19 protein-coding genes are annotated in these 15,997 nt (G+C 72.2%); 5 read left to right on the forward strand and 14 right to left on the reverse strand.

Annotated features, from left to right (window positions below; translation table 11 throughout):
- Window positions 1-196 precede the first annotated feature (196 nt).
- The 4 genes from ABTY56_RS07320 to sigJ all read right to left on the reverse strand — a co-directional run bounded on the left by ABTY56_RS07320 (window position 197) and on the right by sigJ (window position 4,854).
- On the reverse strand, window positions 197-1,147 hold the full coding sequence (locus tag ABTY56_RS07320; RefSeq protein WP_350627388.1) for an LAETG motif-containing sortase-dependent surface protein: 951 nt from the start codon (window positions 1,145-1,147) through the stop codon (window positions 197-199).
- Window positions 1,148-1,345: 198 nt separating this feature from the next.
- Entirely contained in the window at window positions 1,346-2,857 is a 1,512-nt protein-coding gene (locus tag ABTY56_RS07325; RefSeq protein ID WP_350627389.1) for a sensor histidine kinase, read from the reverse strand.
- A gap of 15 nt (window positions 2,858-2,872) precedes the next feature.
- Window positions 2,873-3,661, reverse strand: a complete 789-nt coding sequence (locus ABTY56_RS07330; RefSeq protein ID WP_350627390.1) for a response regulator transcription factor — start codon at window positions 3,659-3,661, stop codon at window positions 2,873-2,875.
- 218 nt (window positions 3,662-3,879) lie between these two features.
- Entirely contained in the window at window positions 3,880-4,854 is a 975-nt protein-coding gene (gene sigJ / locus ABTY56_RS07335) for an RNA polymerase sigma factor SigJ (RefSeq protein ID WP_502893044.1), read from the reverse strand.
- A 106-nt stretch (window positions 4,855-4,960) separates the two neighbouring features.
- Between sigJ and ABTY56_RS07340 the strand changes: the two genes are divergently transcribed.
- Window positions 4,961-5,458 carry a nuclear transport factor 2 family protein gene (locus tag ABTY56_RS07340; protein ID WP_350627391.1) on the forward strand — a complete coding sequence of 166 codons (498 nt, stop codon included), beginning with the start codon at window positions 4,961-4,963 and terminating at the stop codon, window positions 5,456-5,458.
- Between the two features lie 73 nt (window positions 5,459-5,531).
- Here the strand turns inward: ABTY56_RS07340 and aspS are convergent, their stop codons facing one another.
- The 4 genes from aspS to ABTY56_RS07360 form a co-directional block, all read right to left on the reverse strand.
- Window positions 5,532-6,839, reverse strand: a complete 1,308-nt coding sequence (gene aspS, locus ABTY56_RS07345) for an aspartate--tRNA(Asn) ligase (RefSeq protein WP_350627392.1) — start codon at window positions 6,837-6,839, stop codon at window positions 5,532-5,534.
- A gap of 230 nt (window positions 6,840-7,069) precedes the next feature.
- Window positions 7,070-7,438, reverse strand: coding sequence for a YciI family protein (locus ABTY56_RS07350; protein WP_350627393.1), 369 nt, complete (start codon window positions 7,436-7,438; stop codon window positions 7,070-7,072).
- A 147-nt stretch (window positions 7,439-7,585) separates the two neighbouring features.
- A complete protein-coding gene (locus ABTY56_RS07355) occupies window positions 7,586-8,599 on the reverse strand; it encodes a methyltransferase domain-containing protein (RefSeq protein ID WP_350627394.1) in 1,014 nt (337 codons plus the stop codon).
- A 199-nt stretch (window positions 8,600-8,798) separates the two neighbouring features.
- Window positions 8,799-9,305: a nuclear transport factor 2 family protein gene (locus ABTY56_RS07360; RefSeq protein ID WP_350627395.1), complete on the reverse strand. Its 507-nt coding sequence runs from the start codon at window positions 9,303-9,305 to the stop codon at window positions 8,799-8,801.
- A 125-nt stretch (window positions 9,306-9,430) separates the two neighbouring features.
- Here ABTY56_RS07360 and ABTY56_RS07365 point away from each other — a divergent pair, with 125 nt between their 5' ends.
- The 3 genes from ABTY56_RS07365 to ABTY56_RS07375 all read left to right on the forward strand — a co-directional run bounded on the left by ABTY56_RS07365 (window position 9,431) and on the right by ABTY56_RS07375 (window position 11,622).
- Window positions 9,431-10,336: a LysR family transcriptional regulator gene (locus ABTY56_RS07365; protein ID WP_350627396.1), complete on the forward strand. Its 906-nt coding sequence runs from the start codon at window positions 9,431-9,433 to the stop codon at window positions 10,334-10,336.
- 133 nt (window positions 10,337-10,469) lie between these two features.
- Window positions 10,470-11,048, forward strand: coding sequence for a COG4315 family predicted lipoprotein (locus ABTY56_RS07370; protein ID WP_350627397.1), 579 nt, complete (start codon window positions 10,470-10,472; stop codon window positions 11,046-11,048).
- Between the two features lie 4 nt (window positions 11,049-11,052).
- Window positions 11,053-11,622, forward strand: a complete 570-nt coding sequence (locus ABTY56_RS07375; protein WP_350627398.1) for a DUF6529 family protein — start codon at window positions 11,053-11,055, stop codon at window positions 11,620-11,622.
- Between the two features lie 46 nt (window positions 11,623-11,668).
- Here ABTY56_RS07375 and ABTY56_RS07380 read toward each other — a convergent pair whose 3' ends face one another.
- From ABTY56_RS07380 to ABTY56_RS07390, 3 genes are all read right to left on the reverse strand, one after another.
- Window positions 11,669-12,058, reverse strand: coding sequence for a hypothetical protein (locus ABTY56_RS07380; protein WP_350627399.1), 390 nt, complete (start codon window positions 12,056-12,058; stop codon window positions 11,669-11,671).
- 158 nt (window positions 12,059-12,216) lie between these two features.
- On the reverse strand, window positions 12,217-12,417 hold the full coding sequence (locus ABTY56_RS07385; RefSeq protein ID WP_350627400.1) for a DUF397 domain-containing protein: 201 nt from the start codon (window positions 12,415-12,417) through the stop codon (window positions 12,217-12,219).
- Window positions 12,410-12,985 carry a DUF5753 domain-containing protein gene (locus tag ABTY56_RS07390; protein ID WP_350627401.1) on the reverse strand — a complete coding sequence of 192 codons (576 nt, stop codon included), beginning with the start codon at window positions 12,983-12,985 and terminating at the stop codon, window positions 12,410-12,412. The genes ABTY56_RS07385 and ABTY56_RS07390 overlap by 8 nt, the downstream gene beginning before the upstream one ends.
- Between ABTY56_RS07390 and ABTY56_RS07395 the strand changes: the two genes are divergently transcribed.
- A complete protein-coding gene (locus tag ABTY56_RS07395; protein ID WP_350627402.1) occupies window positions 12,980-13,204 on the forward strand; it encodes a hypothetical protein in 225 nt (74 codons plus the stop codon). The two genes, ABTY56_RS07390 and ABTY56_RS07395, sit on opposite strands and share 6 nt — an antisense overlap.
- A 65-nt stretch (window positions 13,205-13,269) precedes the next feature.
- On the opposite strand, the gene ABTY56_RS07400 is transcribed toward ABTY56_RS07395, so the two are convergent.
- The 3 genes from ABTY56_RS07400 to ABTY56_RS07410 are packed head-to-tail and all read right to left on the reverse strand — an operon-like array spanning window position 13,270 to window position 15,997.
- Window positions 13,270-13,974: a hypothetical protein gene (locus ABTY56_RS07400; protein ID WP_350627403.1), complete on the reverse strand. Its 705-nt coding sequence runs from the start codon at window positions 13,972-13,974 to the stop codon at window positions 13,270-13,272.
- Window positions 13,975-13,985: 11 nt separating this feature from the next.
- Complete coding sequence (locus tag ABTY56_RS07405; RefSeq protein ID WP_350627404.1) at window positions 13,986-15,197, reverse strand: ABC transporter permease; 1,212 nt, start codon at window positions 15,195-15,197, stop codon at window positions 13,986-13,988.
- Window positions 15,194-15,997, reverse strand: a complete 804-nt coding sequence (locus tag ABTY56_RS07410; protein ID WP_350627405.1) for an ABC transporter ATP-binding protein — start codon at window positions 15,995-15,997, stop codon at window positions 15,194-15,196. The genes ABTY56_RS07405 and ABTY56_RS07410 overlap by 4 nt, the downstream gene beginning before the upstream one ends.

The raw sequence follows: 15,997 nt of genomic DNA on the forward strand, positions 1-15,997 counted from the left end.
AGCCCGTGCGGGTCCGCACAAGCAACGGCTGCACGGTCGCACACGACCGAGGAGCCGGTTGGGTGAACGGCTTCCGGTTCACTCGATCGGGGCGTTTCGGGCGCGGAAACGCCGGAACTGCAGGGCGGGCCAGGGCCTGTCCTGCGGTTCCGGTGCGGCTCGCGGCCTCCTCCCGAGCGGGCGCGAACCGGGTGGATCAGGAGGTGGAGCGGGTGGCCGGCTTGCGGCGGGAGACGTAGAGGGCGGCGGCGCCGAGGCTGACGGCCAGGCCGGAGCCCAGTGCCAGGTACGGGGTGGCCGGGCCGGAGCCGGTCGCGGCGAGTTCGGTGGTCGAGCCGGTGGTCGAGCCGGTGGTGGTGGCCGCCTGCGAGGTGGTCGTACCGGTCGAGGTCGCCGGCTGGTTCGAGGTGGTGGTGGCCGCGTCCTTGGTGGTGTCCGAGGCCGGGGTGACGGTGGTCGGCTTCTCCGCGGGCTTCTGCACCGGCTGGTCGACCGGCGTCTGCACCGGCTGCTCGACGGGCTTCTCGACGGGCTTCTCGACCGGCTTCTCGACCGGCTTCTCGGCGGCCGCCTTCGCGTCGGCGAGTGCCTTGTCCGCGGCGGCCTTGGTGGCGGCCGCGGCCTTGGTGGCTTCCTGGGCGTCGAGGATCTTGCGGAACTCGGCGACCCGGTCGTCGTCCATCGCCCTCATGGCCGCGTCGGCGGCGGCCTTGGCCTCGGTCTCCGCGGTGTGGGAGGCGTTGGCGGCGTCGAACGCCTTCAGCATCTCCTCCCTGGCCTTGGGCCGGTCCTCCTCCTTGGCCCGGCCGAACGCGGCGGCGGCCTCGCCGGCCGCCTTGTCGAGGGCCTCCCTGGTCTGGGTGGCCAGGGCGGCGGCGGCCTTGGCCTTCTCGTACGCGGCGCGGAGGGCCGGCGGGGTGGTGTAGGTGTCGAACTTGGCCTTGAGGTCGGCCTCGTGGGTCCTGGCCTGCTCGTAGGCCTTGGCCGCGTCGGCGGCGGCCTTCTCCAGTTCGGCGATCGAGCTGTCGTTCCCGGTCTGTGCCGCCGGAGCCGACTCCGCGAAGGCGGGTGCCGCGGAGAACACGGCTGCGGGCGAGATCACGGCGGCGATGACGGCGGCCGAGACCAGCGAACGGCGGAGTTTCACGATGACCCCTTTCGGGTCGGAAAGAAAGCGGGGGCCTCGGTCCGGACTGATCGTCACGGCCGGGCGGTGCCGATCATAGGCAGACGCTTTCTTTACGCTCCATGCCGGTTTCCGGCAATGATCGCGCCCTCGATCTGCCTGGTCCGCAACGGAATTGACGAGTCGACAATCAACCGGCAGTCGGCCCGCGGCCGGCCCTCAGAAAGGCCGGTCGGCGTTGTTGGGCAGTTCGACCCGGAACGTCGCGCCCTCGCCGGGCGCGGTGTCCAGGCTGAGGGTCCCGCCGTGCGCGCGGGTGAGGGCGGTGGCGATGGCGAGGCCGAGTCCGGCGCCGCCGCCGTTGTCGCGGCTGCGCGAGGCGTCGACCCGGAAGAAGCGGTCGAAGACCCGCTGGGCCTGTTCCTCGGTGAGGCCCGGGCCGGTGTCGGCGACCTCCAGCAGGCAGACGCCGCCGGGCCCGGCGCCCACCCCGATCCGCACCGGGGTGCCGGCCGGGGTGTGCTTGACCGCGTTGCCGACCAGGTTGGTCACCACCTGCCGCAGCCGGGCCTCGTCGCCGAGGACGGGCGCCGCGCCGGGTGCGCCCGTGCCGGAGGGGCCGGTGAGCGCGACGGGACGGCTCGGGTCGAGCGCGGTGAGGTCGTGCAGGGCGTCGGCGGCGAGGGTGCGCAGGTCCATCGGGGCGAGGTCGAGCGGGCGCTCCTCGTCCAGCCGGGCGAGCACCAGCAGGTCCTCGACCAGGGCGCCCATCCGGTCGGCCTCGCTCTCGATCCGGGTCATGGTGCGCGTGACGTCCGCCTCGGTGGGCAGGGCGCCCATCCGGTACAGCTCGGCGAAGCCGCGGATCCCGGCCAGCGGGGTGCGCAGCTCGTGCGAGGCGTCGGCGACGAAGCGCCGCATCCGGGCCTCGGACTCGGCGCGGGCCGCGAAGGCCGCCTCGATCTGGGTGAGCATCCCGTTGAGCGCGACCGACAGCCGTCCGACCTCGGTGCCGGGGGAGAGTTCGGGCATCCGGTGCGACAGCTCGCCGGCCGCGATCCGCTCGGCACCCTCCTCGATCCGCCGCAGCGGCCGCAGCCCGGCCCGTACCGCGAAGAAGCCGAGGGCGGTGATCAGCACCAGGACGGCGCCGCCGATGGCGAGGAAGGAGGTGCGCAGTTTGCCGAGGGTGGCGTCGATGTCATCGCGGGAGACGGCCACCATGACGTGGGTGGGGGTGGCCGTCGGGGAGGCGTACGCGTTGGAGCCGGCGGTCTGACCGCGGGGGGCCTGGAGCGGCAGCACCAGCACCCGCCAGCGGTGCTCGCCGCGCTGGTCGGGCAGGTCGAAGGGGACGTCGGGGGCGGTCCGCGCCGGGTCCAGGCCGGCGAGCTGCGGCGCCGGGTCGGTGTCCGCGACGGGTTGGCGCATCACCGCCTGGACCTTGCCGTCCGCGGAGAGGTACTGCACCAGGTACTGGCTGGGCAGGGCGATCCGCCGGCCGGTGACGGCGGGCCGCCCGGGGTTGGGGGTGGACACCTGGGCCGGAGGCTTGCGGGACAGCGGCAGCCCGTAGCGCTGGAGCTGCTCGTCGAGCTGCTCCACCAGCTGGCTCCGGACGGTGCCGACGACGAAGCCGTCACTGACCGCGAGGCCGGTGGTGACCAGCGCGAGGGCGAGCACCAGCAGCCGGGCGCGCAGCGACAGCCGTGAGGTGAACCGGGCGAACACGTGCGGCGGTACCGGTCAGCCCTGCGGGGGGCGGCGCAGTGCGTAGCCGATCCCGCGCACGGTGTGGATCAGCTTGGGGCCGTGCGCCTGGCCGGAGTCGAGCTTGCGGCGCAGGTAGGAGATGTACGACTCGACGATGGAGAGGTCGCCGCCGAAGTCGTAGGCCCAGACGTGGTCGAGGATCTGCGCCTTGGAGACCACCCGGCCGACGTTGGCCATCAGGTAGTGCAGCAGCTTGAACTCGGTCGGGGAGAGCGAGACCGGGGTGCCGCCGCGGGTGACCTCGTGGGCGACCGGGTCGAGGCTGAGGTCGGCGACGACCAGTCGGCCGTCCTCGGCGGGCCCGCCGGCCCGGCGCAGGATGGCGCGGATCCGGGCGATCAGCTCTTCGAGGCTGAACGGCTTGGTGACGTAGTCGTCCGCGCCGGCGGCGAGGCCCTGGACCTTGTCGCCGACGCCGTCCTTGGCGGTGAGGAAGAGCACCGGCAGGTGGTCGCCGGGGTGCCCGTGCGCCGGCCCGGCTATCTGGCCGCGGCTGGTGCGCTCGCGCAGCTTCTCGACGACGGTGAAGCCGTCGAGGTCGGGGAGCATCACGTCGAGCACGACCAGGTCGGGGCGCTCGGCCGTGATCAGTTCGAGCGCCTCGGTGCCGCTGGCGGCGGACGCGACCCGGAAGCCGGAGAAGCGCAGCGAGGCGGCGAGCAGTTCGCGGATGTTGGGCTCGTCGTCCACGACGAGCAGGAACGCCTCGCCCTGGCCCCCGGCCACCGTGGAGCCGCCTGGTGTGGTGACAGTGCCTTGCACGGGGCTTTCGCCTCCCGGTCGGACGATGGCGTTCAGCATGAGGCTAGCTCTCGGAGGCTATGCGGCATGGATGAATGTTGGATTAACACCTTATCGGTCGGTTTTGCGACGACAAGGCCATAGCCGGGCGCTCGGTGGTGTGCGGATGGGCGTGGACACGCCCGGTGCGCCCCCGGACAACAGTGCCCGCCCCCTCCCGTTCGCCGGTATGACCTGGCTCACTCCCCCGCGGACGGAGCCCCGACCACCGGGTGCAGGTCCGCCCACGGGCGGAGCTTCTCCGGGTTGCGCACCGCCCAGATGTGGGTGATCCGGCCGTCGGCGACCCGGAAGGCGATCACCGTGACGGTGACGCCGTCCTGCCGGGCGACCAGGCCGGGCAAGCCGTTGACGGTGCACTCCAGCAACGTCGTCGGCGGCGCGAGACGGGCGATCTCCAGGTAGGCGCGGGCGATCCGCTCGTTCCCGCACAGCGGCTGCGGCAGGGCGCCGACCAGTCCGCCGCTGTCGGCGATCACGGTGGCCCCGGGATCGAGGACGCCCATGAGCGACTTGAGGTCCTTCGCCTCCCAGGCCCGTTTGAACTCCCGCACCACGGCCGCCTGCGCGCGCGTCGGCACCGCCGGGGCCTGCGCGGCACGGATCCGCCGGCGGGCGGAGGTGGCCAGCTGACGGCAGGCGGCCGGCGAGCGGCCGACGATCGCGGCCACCTCGGCGAACGGGTACCGGAAGACGTCGTGCAGGACGAAGGCGACGCGTTCGGCCGGCGTCATGGACTCCAGGACGACGAGGAAGGCCATGGTGACCGACTCGTCCAGGGTGATCCGGTCCGCCGGGTCCGCCGCCGCGGTCGTCGCGGCGGACGTCCACTCCCGGCCCTCCGGCAGCGGCTCGGGGATCCACTCGCCCACGTAGCGCTCCCGCCGCGCCCGGGCCGAGCCGAGGACGTTGAGACAGATCCGGCTGGCGACCGTCGTCAGCCAGCCGCCGGGCGAGCCGATCGCCTCCCGCTCCCGCCGCGGCATCGCGTACCAGCGGGCGTAGGTCTCCTGCACCACGTCCTCGGCGTCGGCCAGCGAGCCGAGCAGCCGGTACGCGAGATTGGTCAACTGCCGCCGCTCGCTCATGATCGCGCCCAGGCGCTCGTCCCGCACCGTTCCCCGCCCCTTCGCGTCGTCGGACCCTTCACCCATCTGACAGGACCGCACTGCGGAATGTGACGCCTTTGCCGTCACCTCACATCCCGAACCGCTGCCTTGTCGTACCGGTCGAAGGCAGGAACCGAGACGGAGGAACCCGATGAACGACTTCCGAGCGACCGCCGACCTGGTCGAGATCCAGGCGCTGCAGGCCGAGTTCACCGATGCCGTGATGATGCGCGACCGCGCCCGGCTGTCACGGCTGTTCACCCCGGACGGCGCGCTGCGGATGCCGAACATCCCCGTCGAGCTGGTCGGCCCCGAGCAGATCCGCGTCGGGGGCGAGAAGCTGCAGGAGCAGTGGGACTTCTTCGTCCAGAACACCCACCCCGGCGCGATCCGGATCGACGGCGACACCGCGACCGGCCGCGCCTACCTGTTCGAGCTCGCGCGTCTGAAGAGCGGCCTCCAGGGGCTCAACCACGCCGTCTACCACGACCGTTACCGGCGCACCGAGGACGGCTGGCGATTCACCGAGCGGGTCTACGAGGTGCGGTACCTCGACACCACCCCGCTGACCGGCTCGGCGCCGGCTCGACGCGCCGACCCGGATGACCCGGGCACCGTCCTGCTGCTGCGCGAGGCCGTCGGCTACTGAGCGCCGTCGGCAACCGAGGACACCCGGGCGCAGGAAGTCGGCCGGGCCGACTTCCTGCGCCGGTGCGGTCCGGCTACGGCTCCAGGCGGTGCGGGCCCCGGAAGAGGAAGGTCGCCTCGCGGATCGACGGCAGGCCGAGGGCGAGCATCAGCAGCCGGCCGAGCCCGAGGCCGAGGCCGCCGTGCGGCGGGGTGCCGTAGCGGAAGCAGTCCAGGTAGCCGGAGAGCGGCCCGGTGTCCATGGCCTTCTCGCGGGCCTGGGCGACCAGCCGGTCGTAGCGGTGCTCGCGCTGGGCGCCGGTGGTGATCTCCACGCCCTTCCACAGCAGGTCGAAGGACTCGGTGACGGTCGGGTCGTCCTCCGGTCGCAGGTGGTAGAACGGGCGCACGGAGGCCGGGAAGCGGGTGACGAAGACGAACTGGTGCCCGGTCTCCTCGGCGATCAGGGCGCACAGCGTCCGCTCGCCCTCGGGGTCAAGGTCGTCCTTGACGCCCTCCGGGTCCCAGCCGGTGGCCCGGAGCCGGGCCAGGGCGTCGGCCATCGTGATCCGGGGGAACGGCAGTTCGGGCACGACGACCTCCGTGCCGAAGTGCTCGGCGATCGCCTCGCCGTGGCGCTCGGCCACGGCCGCGAGGACGCGGCGCAGCATCCGCTCCTCGAAGGCCATCACGTCCTCGACGCCGTCGATCCAGGCGATCTCGACGTCGACGCCGGTGAACTCGGTGGCGTGCCGGGAGGTGAAGGACGGCTCGGCCCGGAACACCGGCCCGATCTCGAAGACCCGGTCGATGCCGCCGGCGATCGCCATCTGCTTGTAGAACTGCGGCGATTGGGCGAGGTAGGCGGTCCGGCCGAAGTAGCCGACCTCGAACACCTCGGCCCCGGACTCGGAGGCCGTGCCCATCAGCTTCGGCGTGTGCAGTTCGGTGAACCCCTCCTCGGCGGTCACCTCGCGCATCGCCCGCTCGACGGTGGTCTGGACGTCGAACACCAGGTGCTGGGAGGGGCGCCGGATGTCGAGGAACCGCCAGTCCAGGCGCTGGTCGATGCCGGTCTTCTCGTCGATCGGCAGCTTCGGCTCGGCGAGCGCGACGATCTCCACGCGGGACGGGACGATCTCCAGACCGCCGAGCTTCACCTGCGGGGCGGCAACCACCTTGCCGGTGATCTTCACCGCGGACTCCGCCGTCACACGCTCGAAGGCGGCCTCGATGACGTCGCCGTCCCCACCGCGCGGGTGGGTGACCTGAACGAGGCCGGTGTGGTCACGGACCAGGACGAACTGGATGCGCCGCTGCAGCCGCAGCGTGTTCACCCAGCCGTAGACGGTGACCGTCTCCTCGATGTGCGCGTGGAGGTCTGCGACGAGGGTGCGCGTCATGGCGGCAACTCCCTGGGTTGCGGGCGCGTTGGTCGCGCCGACGACGAGCGGTAGACGGCCGCTCGGGGGGACGCGCCCACCATAGGCGGCCAAGATCGTGGAAGTCGCCCGGATTTCTACGGCGGCGCGGATCGCGGCACGCAGAGCGCGGCTCGCGGCTCGTGGCTCGCGGCTCGTGGCTCGCGGCTCGCGGCTCGCGGCTCGCGGCTCGTGGCTCGTGGCGCGCGGATTCAGCCCATGCCGAACGAGTCGTGGACCGGCCGCACCTCCACCGCCACCACGTGGAAGTCGAGGACGCGCCCGGCGATCTCCCGCGCCCGCTCCGGGCTCGCGCAGTCGATGACGTAGTAGGCGGTCAGGTGCTCGGCCGCCGCCGCGAAGGGCCCGTCCACGGGGGTCGGACCGTCCGGACCGTCCCCGTTCCACCGGAGCGTCGTCGTGTCCGCCGGGTACGCCAGCCCCGCGCCGTTCAGCATCTCGCCGGAGCCCTCCAGGTCCCGGTGGAGCTCCTCGTGCCGACGGAACACGCCCGCCCGCTGCTCGTCGGTCATCGCCGCGGTCGCCGCCGGATCGGCGTACATCAGCACCATGTACTTCATGCCGCGATCCTCGCACCGGAACGCGTGGATGCCGGGGCTCACCGCACCGGTTCCGCCGTCACGGCTGCCGAGGGGCGGCCCCTCGCGTGGGTGGGCGCGAGGGGCCGCGGGGGCGGATGGTTCCAGGATGGTTCCAGGGGCCGCGGGTCAGAGGGTCCAGCCGAGGGTGGTGCCGTCCGGGGCGGTGTAGCCGATGCGCTGGGTGTCCGGGCCCGCGTCGAGGGTGAACCACTCGCGGCGGGGGCGGTTGTGGGCGAGCCAGCTCTCGTGGACGGCGTCGATGTCCTGGGCGGCGTCGCCGTCCCGGGCGGCGGCGAGGGCGTGCAGGCCCGCCCAGAAGGAGAAGCCGGGGTCGTCCAGGACGCGGGGGTCGGCCGCGGGAGCCGCCGGTGCGGGGGCCTCGCCGGGGTTCAGCGGCGTGCGGGCGGCCGGGCTGGGGAGGAAGCGGCCGACCGCGCGCCCGTCGGGCAGCTTGGTGAGCCTGGCGACCGCGCCGCCGACCGGGGCGAGGATGAGCCCGCCCGGCGCGCACTGGTCGAGCCAGGCCCGGGGGATGCGGCGGACCTCGCCGGTGGCGATGATCCGGTCGTACGGCGCTCCGGCCGGGTGCCCGTCCGCGCCGTCGGCCCGGACGACGGACGGTTCGAAGCCGGACTCGGCCAGGCGGGCGCGGGCGGCGGCGACCGGGTGCTCGGTGCGGTCGGTCGAGGTGACGGTGGCCGCGCCGGCGAGGTGGCAGAGCAGGGCCGTCTGGTGACCGGTGCCGGTTCCGATCTCCAGCACCCGGTCGCCGGGGCGGACGTCGAGCGCGTCGAGCGCTTCGGCCAGCAGGCTCGGCGGGGCGGCGGCCGAGGTGGCGACTCCGCCGCGCAGGCCGCCCGGCGCGGCGTCCTCCGCGTGCACGCCGTCGATCCCGGTCACCAGCACCCGGTCCGCGTACACCTCCCGCAGCCACGAGTCGTCCCCGAAGTCGTCGGCGCGCCAGGGCAGGTGGAGACCGCTCTCCTCGCGGTAGAACACCGGGACGAACGGGTGTCGCGGCACCGCGAGGAACGCCTCGACCACCCGGGCGGACAGCCCGACGGTTCCGCGCTCGACCTCGGAGGCCAAGTCGACCCTGGCACGCAGGAGTTGCTCGTCGGTGTGGAGGACGGTCGGCATGCCCGGTCGGCCCTTCCCTGCTCGCGGTCACGGACGTCGGGGCAGACCGGTCACCTGCTCGATGAACCGTCCGGCCGTTTTGCTTTCCCCCGCGACCGGCGCCCCCGATGCTCCCGAAGACGTGAACAGATGGTCAAGACTTGTGAATGAATGAATTGCTGAATTCGCCGGGCCGGGCGGGCGGTTCGCGTTTCCGGGCTCAGCCGAAGACGGCCGTCGGCTCACCGGTGTACCAGGTGTTGTCGATGCGGAGCCGGCGGATCACCCAGCGGTCGCCGTCCCGGACGAGGTCGACGTCGTACGGGTTCTTCAGCAACGCGTGCGTGGCCGGGTCTGCGGTGAGCAGGTGCTGGGCCTCCACCAGGGCGGTGAGCCGGGCGGTGTCGCCGTCGATGGTGATCCGCGGGTTGGTGACCTGGTGGGTGGTGTCCACCCGGCCGGCGAACATGGCCAGGATGGTGGTGACGATGGTGTCGCGCCCGGACATCAGCGGCGGCTCGGCGCCCCACTTGGCGGCGGCCGGACGGAAGTCCAGCTCGGCGTCGGCGGCGAAGGCCGAGGCGAACAGCTCCTCGTCCTTGAGGTCCTGCCCCAGGCCGAAGCGGTAGAGCGCGTCGACGATCTCCGCACGGTCCCTGAGCTCGGCGACGACCGCGTCGGTGTCGTGCGCGGGGGCGGTCAGGGCGCGGTCGCGGGTGACGTACATGATGTCCTCCTGGGGGCGGGGCGTTGTGCCGACACCGTTGATCCTGCTCGCAGCCTGATGCGCCATCAACGCGGGCCTGCGCAACGATCGTGAAGTCCCGCTTAACGCCGGAAGGGTGGGTATACGTGCTGGAGCGCCATGAGCTGGAGGCCTTCCTGACGCTCGCCGAGGAACTGCACTTCGGCCGCACCGCCGAGCGCCTGCACGTCTCCACGGCCCGGGTCAGCCAGACGATCGCCAAGCTGGAGCGCCGGATCGGCGTCCCACTGTTCCACCGCACCAGCCGCCGGGTGGAACTGTCCTCCTCGGGACGGCAGTTGGAGGAGGAGATCCGGCCCGCCTGGGAGCGGATCACCGACGCGTTCGGGCGGGCCGTCGAGGCCGGACGGGGCCTGACCGGGCTGCTGCGGGTCGCCTTCGACGGGCCGGCGGCGGGCCAACTGCTGGTCGGCGTCGCGCAGGTGTTCCGCGACCGGCACCCCGACTGCGACGTCCGGATCCGTGAGGCACACCTGCCGGACGTCCTGCCGTGGCTGCGCGGTGGCGAGGTGGACCTGGCACTGACCTGCCGCCCGATGCACGCCGAGGGCATCGCCGTGGGTCCGGTCCTGGTGCGGGAGCCCCGCATGCTCGCCGTACCGGCCGGGCACTCCTTCGCCCGCCGCACGGCCGTCTCCGTCGAGGACCTCGCCCGGGTGACCGTGCTGCAGCTCCCCGAGTCCCTGCCGGACGCCCTGCGCGACGACCGCGCACCGCGCCGGACGCCCGCCGGGAAGCCCGTCACGCTCGGCCCGTCGGCCGCGACGTTCAACGAGGTGCTGACCCTGGTCGGCGCCGGGGAGGGCGTCTTCGCCGTCGGCGCCCACGTACGGCGCTACTTCGCCCGCCCCGACGTCGTCTACGTGCCCTTCGAGGACGCCGCGCCGGTGGAGTGGGGCCTGGTGTGGCTCGCCGACGGCGCCACCGCCCGCGTCCGGGCCTTCGGCGAGGCCGCCCTCGACGTGGTGCAGGAGCACACGCCCGCCCCCTGAGCGGTGCTCCGCTGTCCGCCATCAGGGTCAAGGACCGCCCCGCCTTGCCCATCCGCTGGCGTGCCTGGTGAAGCGGCGGCGCCCGTTCGGGCTGAAGTGGTGGCACCATTCCCACCCGCCCGGAGAGAGACCCATGAAGACTTCCCGCACGATGACTGCCACGGCCGCCGTCGCCCTGATCACCGTGGTGTGCGGCGGCTGCTCCAGCAGCACGAAGACGACGGCCCCGGCGAGCACCTCACCCGCGGCGACCTCCACGGCGACTTCCACGACGAGCGCCTCCGGCAGTCCGAGCGCCACGTCGACGTCGACGGGGAGCGCGAGCCCCACCGCCGCAGCCACCGGCGCGGCCGTGGTCGGGGCCGCCACCGCCGGCAAGTACCAGAACATCCTGGTCGACTCCCAGGGCAAGACGCTCTACCTGTTCGAGGCGGACACCTCGCCCACCTCGACCTGCTACGACGCCTGCGCCACCGCCTGGCCGCCGCTGCTGACCACCGGCACCCCCACCGCCACCAACGGCGTCGACCAGGCCAAGATCACCACCACCGCCCGCAAGGACGGCACCTCCCAGGTCGTCTACAACGGCCACCCGCTCTACCACTTCGAGGGCGACACGGCGAAGGGCGACACCAACGGCGAGGAGTCCAGCGCCTTCGGTGCCAAGTGGTACGTGGTCAACGTCTCGGGCAACAAGGTCGAGGGCGACTGAGCGGATGGCTGATGCCGAACGGCCGTCCCGTCCCCGGTGGCGGGCCCCCGGCCTCCTGTGGGCGCTCCTGCCGGTGGCGGTGACGGCCGGGCTCTTCTGGTACGGCCGGGCACACACCCCCGACTACACGAGCAGCCTCTTCGGCCGCCGCTACGACGACGCCAACCAGCTCAAGGCCCAGCTCGGCACCGCCCTGCTGGGCCTGGCCGTGGTCCAGCTCCTGCTGGCGCTGTGGATGTACGGCCGGCTGCCCGGCGCGGCCGCCGCACCCCGCCCGGTACGGACCGGGCACCGGCTGGTCGGCCTGGCGGCGTTCCTGGTGTCGCTTCCGATCGCCTACCACTGCATCACCGCGTACGGGGTGCAGCTGACGGACAGTCGGATCGCCCTGCACTCGTTCGCCGGGTGCTTCCTCTACGGCGCGTTCGTCGCCAAGGTCATCGTGGTCCGCCACCGCCGGCTGCCCGGCTGGGCCCTGCCCGTGACGGGCGGCGCGCTGATCGTCCTGATCGCCCTGCTCTGGTACAGCGCGGCGCTCTGGTACCTGAACGGCTACCACGTGCCCGGCCTGTGAAAGAACCCGGCGGCCCCGTGCGAGAAGCACGGGGCCGCCGGGCTGTTCAGCTCTGCTTGGGGAAAGCAGAGGTGCGGGTGAGGACCGCGACAGCGACCAGGGCGAGGGCGGAGAGTCCCTGGAGGACGGCGTACCAGGGCGGGCAGAGGCCGGGGATCAGATCGACGCCGATGAGCGCGACCGGCATGACCGTGGCGACGGTGCGGAGCCGGTCGAAGTCCCGGTAGGAGCCCTCGGCGGCCCGGGTGGCGAGCCGGAGCAGGAGCGGGGTGACCCCGAGGAGGATCACACCGCGGAACCACATGAACGAGGTCGCCTCGTGCCCGGTGAACGCCATCACGGCGACCGTGCCGAGGATGATCGCGCTGACGGCGCCGAAGAGCGTGATGCACTTCTTCACCGTGGTGAAGCTGTCCTGGGTGGTCGCGGTCGCCATGGTGCTGTTCCCTCCGTGTCGTTGTGAGAACGACGCTACGGAGCAGAGCGGATCCCCGGTACGGGTCTGGCCCCACCCGTGGGTGGGTCCAGCCACACTCCTGGGGAAGACGGACCGGCGGCCCCCTACGAGGAGCAAGGGGCCGCCGGAACGAAGCACTACGCGCGGGGGAGCAGGCGGTCGAACTCGCCCGCCTTCGCCCCCTGGAGGAAGGCGGCGAACTTGGAGGCGCTGGTACGGACGATGACCTCGCCCTCGTCTGACTCACGGAGCTCGATCGCCCCGTCGACAGTGCGCACCTCGACACAGTCGGCGTTCGAACCGGAGTAACTTGACTTCTGCCAGGTAGAGTTACGCATTTTGGCTTTCCATGTCCTTCTTGATGGATCGAATGAACTCCCGGGACTCCTCTTCCGAGAGAGCCGCCGAGCCGATCTGGGCAAGCAGTGACCGAAATCGGGCTGTGTGGGCCGGCGCGTCGAAGAGCAGACTGCCGAGACCCGAGTCCGCTTGCACCGTGTCGAGTTCCTGAATCGGCCCTTCGACGTACGTGAAGTTCTCGCTGGGGAGCGGAATCGTGTCGACATCGAAGGTTACGACTCGAATCGAGATGTTGGGCTGTTCGGAAGCTTCGAGGAGCGCACCGAGCTGCTCGGCTTGGACCTTGGTTCCGCTGAACCGCATGCGCAGTGCCGCTTCATGGATGTATGCGGCGAACGGAGTCGGTTCGGATCGAATGATGTGCCAGCGCCGCAAGCGGAAGCCCACCCGGAGATCGACCTCATGAGCCGGGAGGCGCGGATAGGAACGAGCGAAGATGGCCGAGGCATAGGCGTCCGTCTGAAGCAACCCATGGATGAAAGCCATCGTGTAGGCCGATAGCCCCTGTGCGTGGCCCTCGACCTCAGCCACCTCGAGGAAATGCACGACTACACCGCTCCCCAGGTCACCGCCCTCCTCGGCGAGTTGCACCGGCGTGGACTCCCCTACGGGCTCCTCTGGGGCTCCGCCTCCCCCGGCGAGACCACCCTCGACGGCCGCCTGCTGATCGACTTCGGCAACGCCCCGGTCAGTACTCTCCTCAACCTGCTCCACCTGCTGCGCGACACGGACCGCAACGCGGCCTGGGAGCACGAACCGCGCTGAGCACACGCGAAGGCCCTCGCCCAGGGAAGGGACGAGGGCCTCGCGCGCGTCAGGCGGGTTCCGGGTCAGCCGCCGGACGGGTTCCTAGGGGCGCCGCCACCGGCACCGCCACCGCCGAACCCACCGCCGCCGAAGCCTCCGGCGGCCGCGTTGCCTTCGACGAGCTGGTTGGCGGTGTAACCACCGTTGGCGTCGGGGGTGCCGACGACGGTCACGCTCTGGCCGGGCTGCAGGTCGGCGACCTTGCCCTCCTTGTTGAGCTGGACCTTCGTCGCGTCGCCGGTGGTGACCTTGATGGTGTTGCCGTTGGCGTCGGTCAGGTAGACGGTGGTGCCGTCGACGGCCTTGACCGTGCCCCGGGCGAGACCGGCCTGGCCGCCCTGGCCCTGCCCGCCGCCCTGGCCCTGTCCGCCCTGGCCGGCCCCACGGCGGGAGCCGTTCTGCCCACCGCCCTGCCCGGACCCGCCCTGCCCGGACCCGCCCTGCCCGCCGCCCTGCCCGCCGCCCGCAGCGGGGCGCTGGGCACCGGCGGCCGCCGCGGGCCGGGAGGACTTGCCGTCGGAGGAGCCGTTGTTCTGCTGGTACCAGACCCCGCCCGCGAACGCGCCGGTGGCGATCACGCCGCCGGCCAGCACCAGGCTGATCCAGGGCAGCTTCCGCCGGGGCGGCGCGGCCAGCTCGGCGCTCACATCACGGGCGTCCGGCGGGGTCGAGAGCAGGGCGACCTGCTCGGCCGGGGTACTGCTGACCGTGGCGATCTCTTTGCTCATGGGTTGGAGTCCTACTCGTGCCGGAGGGCGTCGATCGGCCGCAGGGAGGCGGCCCGGTTGGCGGGGTAGCTGCCGAAGAACAGCCCGATGGCGACGGCGATGCCGAACGCGCCGAGCACCGATTCGGGGATCACCACCGGCTTGATGCCGACGATGCTGAAGTGCGAGCCGACCATGCCGGCCGCCACGCCCAACCCCGCGCCGATCACCGACAGCAGCGTCGACTCGGTCAGGAACTGCCCGAGGATGACCGCGCGCGGCGCGCCGAGCGCCTTGCGGATGCCGATCTCACGCGTCCGCTCGGTGACGGTCACCAGCATGATGTTGGTGATCCCGATCCCGCCGACGAGCAGCGAGATCGCCGCCACCGCGCCGAGCAGCACGGTGAAGGTCTTGGTGGTGCTCTCGCGCGCCGTGAGCAGCGAGGCCTGGTTGGTGATCCGGAAGTCGGCCTTGCTCGGGTCGGCGATCGCGTGGGACGCGAGCAGCACCCGGGTGATCTCCGACTGGGCCGCCGTGGTCGAGTCCGCGGAGGCCGCCTGCACCAGGATCTGGTTCACCGTGCCGAAGCCGGTGAAGGCGTTCTGCACCGTCGGCAGCGGGGCGATGACCACGTCGTCCGGGTCGGTGAAGCCGCTGCCGCCCTTGGCCTGCAGCACGCCGACCACCGTGAACGGCGTGCCGCCGAGGACGATCTGCTTGCCGACCGGGTCCTCGGTGTCGAACAGCTGCTTCGCCGTGGTGGCGCCGAGCACGGCGACCTTGCGCGAGCCGAGCACGTCGTCGTTGGTGAAGTACTCGCCCTTCGCGACCTTCTGGTTGGAGGTCTCGAAGTACGCCGGGTAGGTGCCGACGATCGAGCCGGGGCTGTACGAGATGTTCCCGTACAGCGCCGTGCCGCTGGTCGTGACGACCGGGGCCACCGACTTGATCGCCGCGGAGTCGCCGTCGTTCGCCAGCGCCTTGGCGTCGGCGACGGTGAGCTTCTTCACCGAGGAGGCGGCCCGGGCGCCACCGGCCGCCGAACCGGAGCTGACGGTCAGCGAGTTGGTGCCGAGCGAGGTGATCGAGTCCTTGACCGCGACCGACGAGCCGTTGCCGACCGCCAGCAGCAGGATCACCGAGGCGACGCCGATCAGCACGCCGAGCATGGTGAGCGCCGAGCGCACCTTGTTGGCGGCCAGGCCGCCGACCGCGAAGCGGAGTGTCTGCCAGAGGATCACGCGGGCACTCCCAGGTCACGAAGGGCGGGTGGCGGCCCCTCCACCGGAGCCTGCCGGATGTCGCTCACGATCTGTCCGTCGACCAGCCGCAGCACCCGCTTGGCGTGCCGGGCGACCTCGTCCTCGTGGGTGATCAGGACGACCGTGCGGCCGGTGGCGTTGAGCCCGTCGATCAGGCCCAGCACCTCCTCCGTGGAGCGGCTGTCCAGGTTGCCGGTCGGCTCGTCGGCGAGCAGCATCGCGGGGGCGGTGACCAGCGCCCGGGCCACCGCGACGCGCTGCTGCTGGCCGCCGGAGAGCTCGTTGGGCTTGTGCCCGGAGCGCTCGCCGAGGCCGACCAGGGAGAGCGCGGCCAGGGCCCGGCGGCGCCGTTCGGCGGCCCGGACGCCCGCGTAGGCGAGCGACAACTCGACCTGAGCGAGGGCGGTGGTGCGCGGGATCAGGTTGAAGGACTGGAAGACGAAGCCGATCTTGCGGTTGCGCACCAGCGAGAGCTGCTGCTCGTCCAGGTGGCCGACGTCGACGCCGTCCAGCAGGTAGCGGCCGGACGTCGGGACGTCGAGGCAGCCGAGGATGTTCATCAGGGTGGACTTGCCGGAGCCCGAGCTGCCCATCACCGCGACGAAGTCGCCCTGCTCGATGTCCAGGCTGACGCCCTGGGGTGCGCCGGTCTCCGGGTCGTCCGGGCCGCGCAGCGCGTGCACGGTGGCGTCGCCGTGCCCGTACGACTTGGTGAGCCGGCGGATCCGGATCACCGGCACGGGCGTCGCGGGGACGCGCTTGTCGATGACGTGACGCAT

It is taken from the genome of Kitasatospora sp. NPDC097691 (assembly GCF_040302665.1).
GTDB lineage: Bacteria > Actinomycetota > Actinomycetes > Streptomycetales > Streptomycetaceae > Kitasatospora.

Bases quoted from the DNA above. Each gene is read 5' to 3' on its own strand.
- sigJ (WP_502893044.1), bottom strand. From the start codon at position 4,854: ATGGGTGAAGGGTCCGACGACGCGAAGGGGCGGGGAACGGTGCGGGAC.
- ABTY56_RS07340 (WP_350627391.1), top strand. From the start codon at position 4,961: ATGAACGACTTCCGAGCGACCGCCGACCTGGTCGAGATCCAGGCGCTG.
- aspS (WP_350627392.1), bottom strand. From the start codon at position 6,839: ATGACGCGCACCCTCGTCGCAGACCTCCACGCGCACATCGAGGAGACG.
- ABTY56_RS07350 (WP_350627393.1), bottom strand. From the start codon at position 7,438: ATGAAGTACATGGTGCTGATGTACGCCGATCCGGCGGCGACCGCGGCG.
- ABTY56_RS07355 (WP_350627394.1), bottom strand. From the start codon at position 8,599: ATGCCGACCGTCCTCCACACCGACGAGCAACTCCTGCGTGCCAGGGTC.
- ABTY56_RS07360 (WP_350627395.1), bottom strand. From the start codon at position 9,305: ATGTACGTCACCCGCGACCGCGCCCTGACCGCCCCCGCGCACGACACC.
- ABTY56_RS07370 (WP_350627397.1), top strand. From the start codon at position 10,470: ATGAAGACTTCCCGCACGATGACTGCCACGGCCGCCGTCGCCCTGATC.
- ABTY56_RS07375 (WP_350627398.1), top strand. From the start codon at position 11,053: ATGGCTGATGCCGAACGGCCGTCCCGTCCCCGGTGGCGGGCCCCCGGC.
- ABTY56_RS07380 (WP_350627399.1), bottom strand. From the start codon at position 12,058: ATGGCGACCGCGACCACCCAGGACAGCTTCACCACGGTGAAGAAGTGC.
- ABTY56_RS07385 (WP_350627400.1), bottom strand. From the start codon at position 12,417: ATGCGTAACTCTACCTGGCAGAAGTCAAGTTACTCCGGTTCGAACGCC.
- ABTY56_RS07395 (WP_350627402.1), top strand. From the start codon at position 12,980: ATGCACGACTACACCGCTCCCCAGGTCACCGCCCTCCTCGGCGAGTTG.
- ABTY56_RS07400 (WP_350627403.1), bottom strand. From the start codon at position 13,974: ATGAGCAAAGAGATCGCCACGGTCAGCAGTACCCCGGCCGAGCAGGTC.
- ABTY56_RS07410 (WP_350627405.1), bottom strand. From the start codon at position 15,997: ATGCGTCACGTCATCGACAAGCGCGTCCCCGCGACGCCCGTGCCGGTG.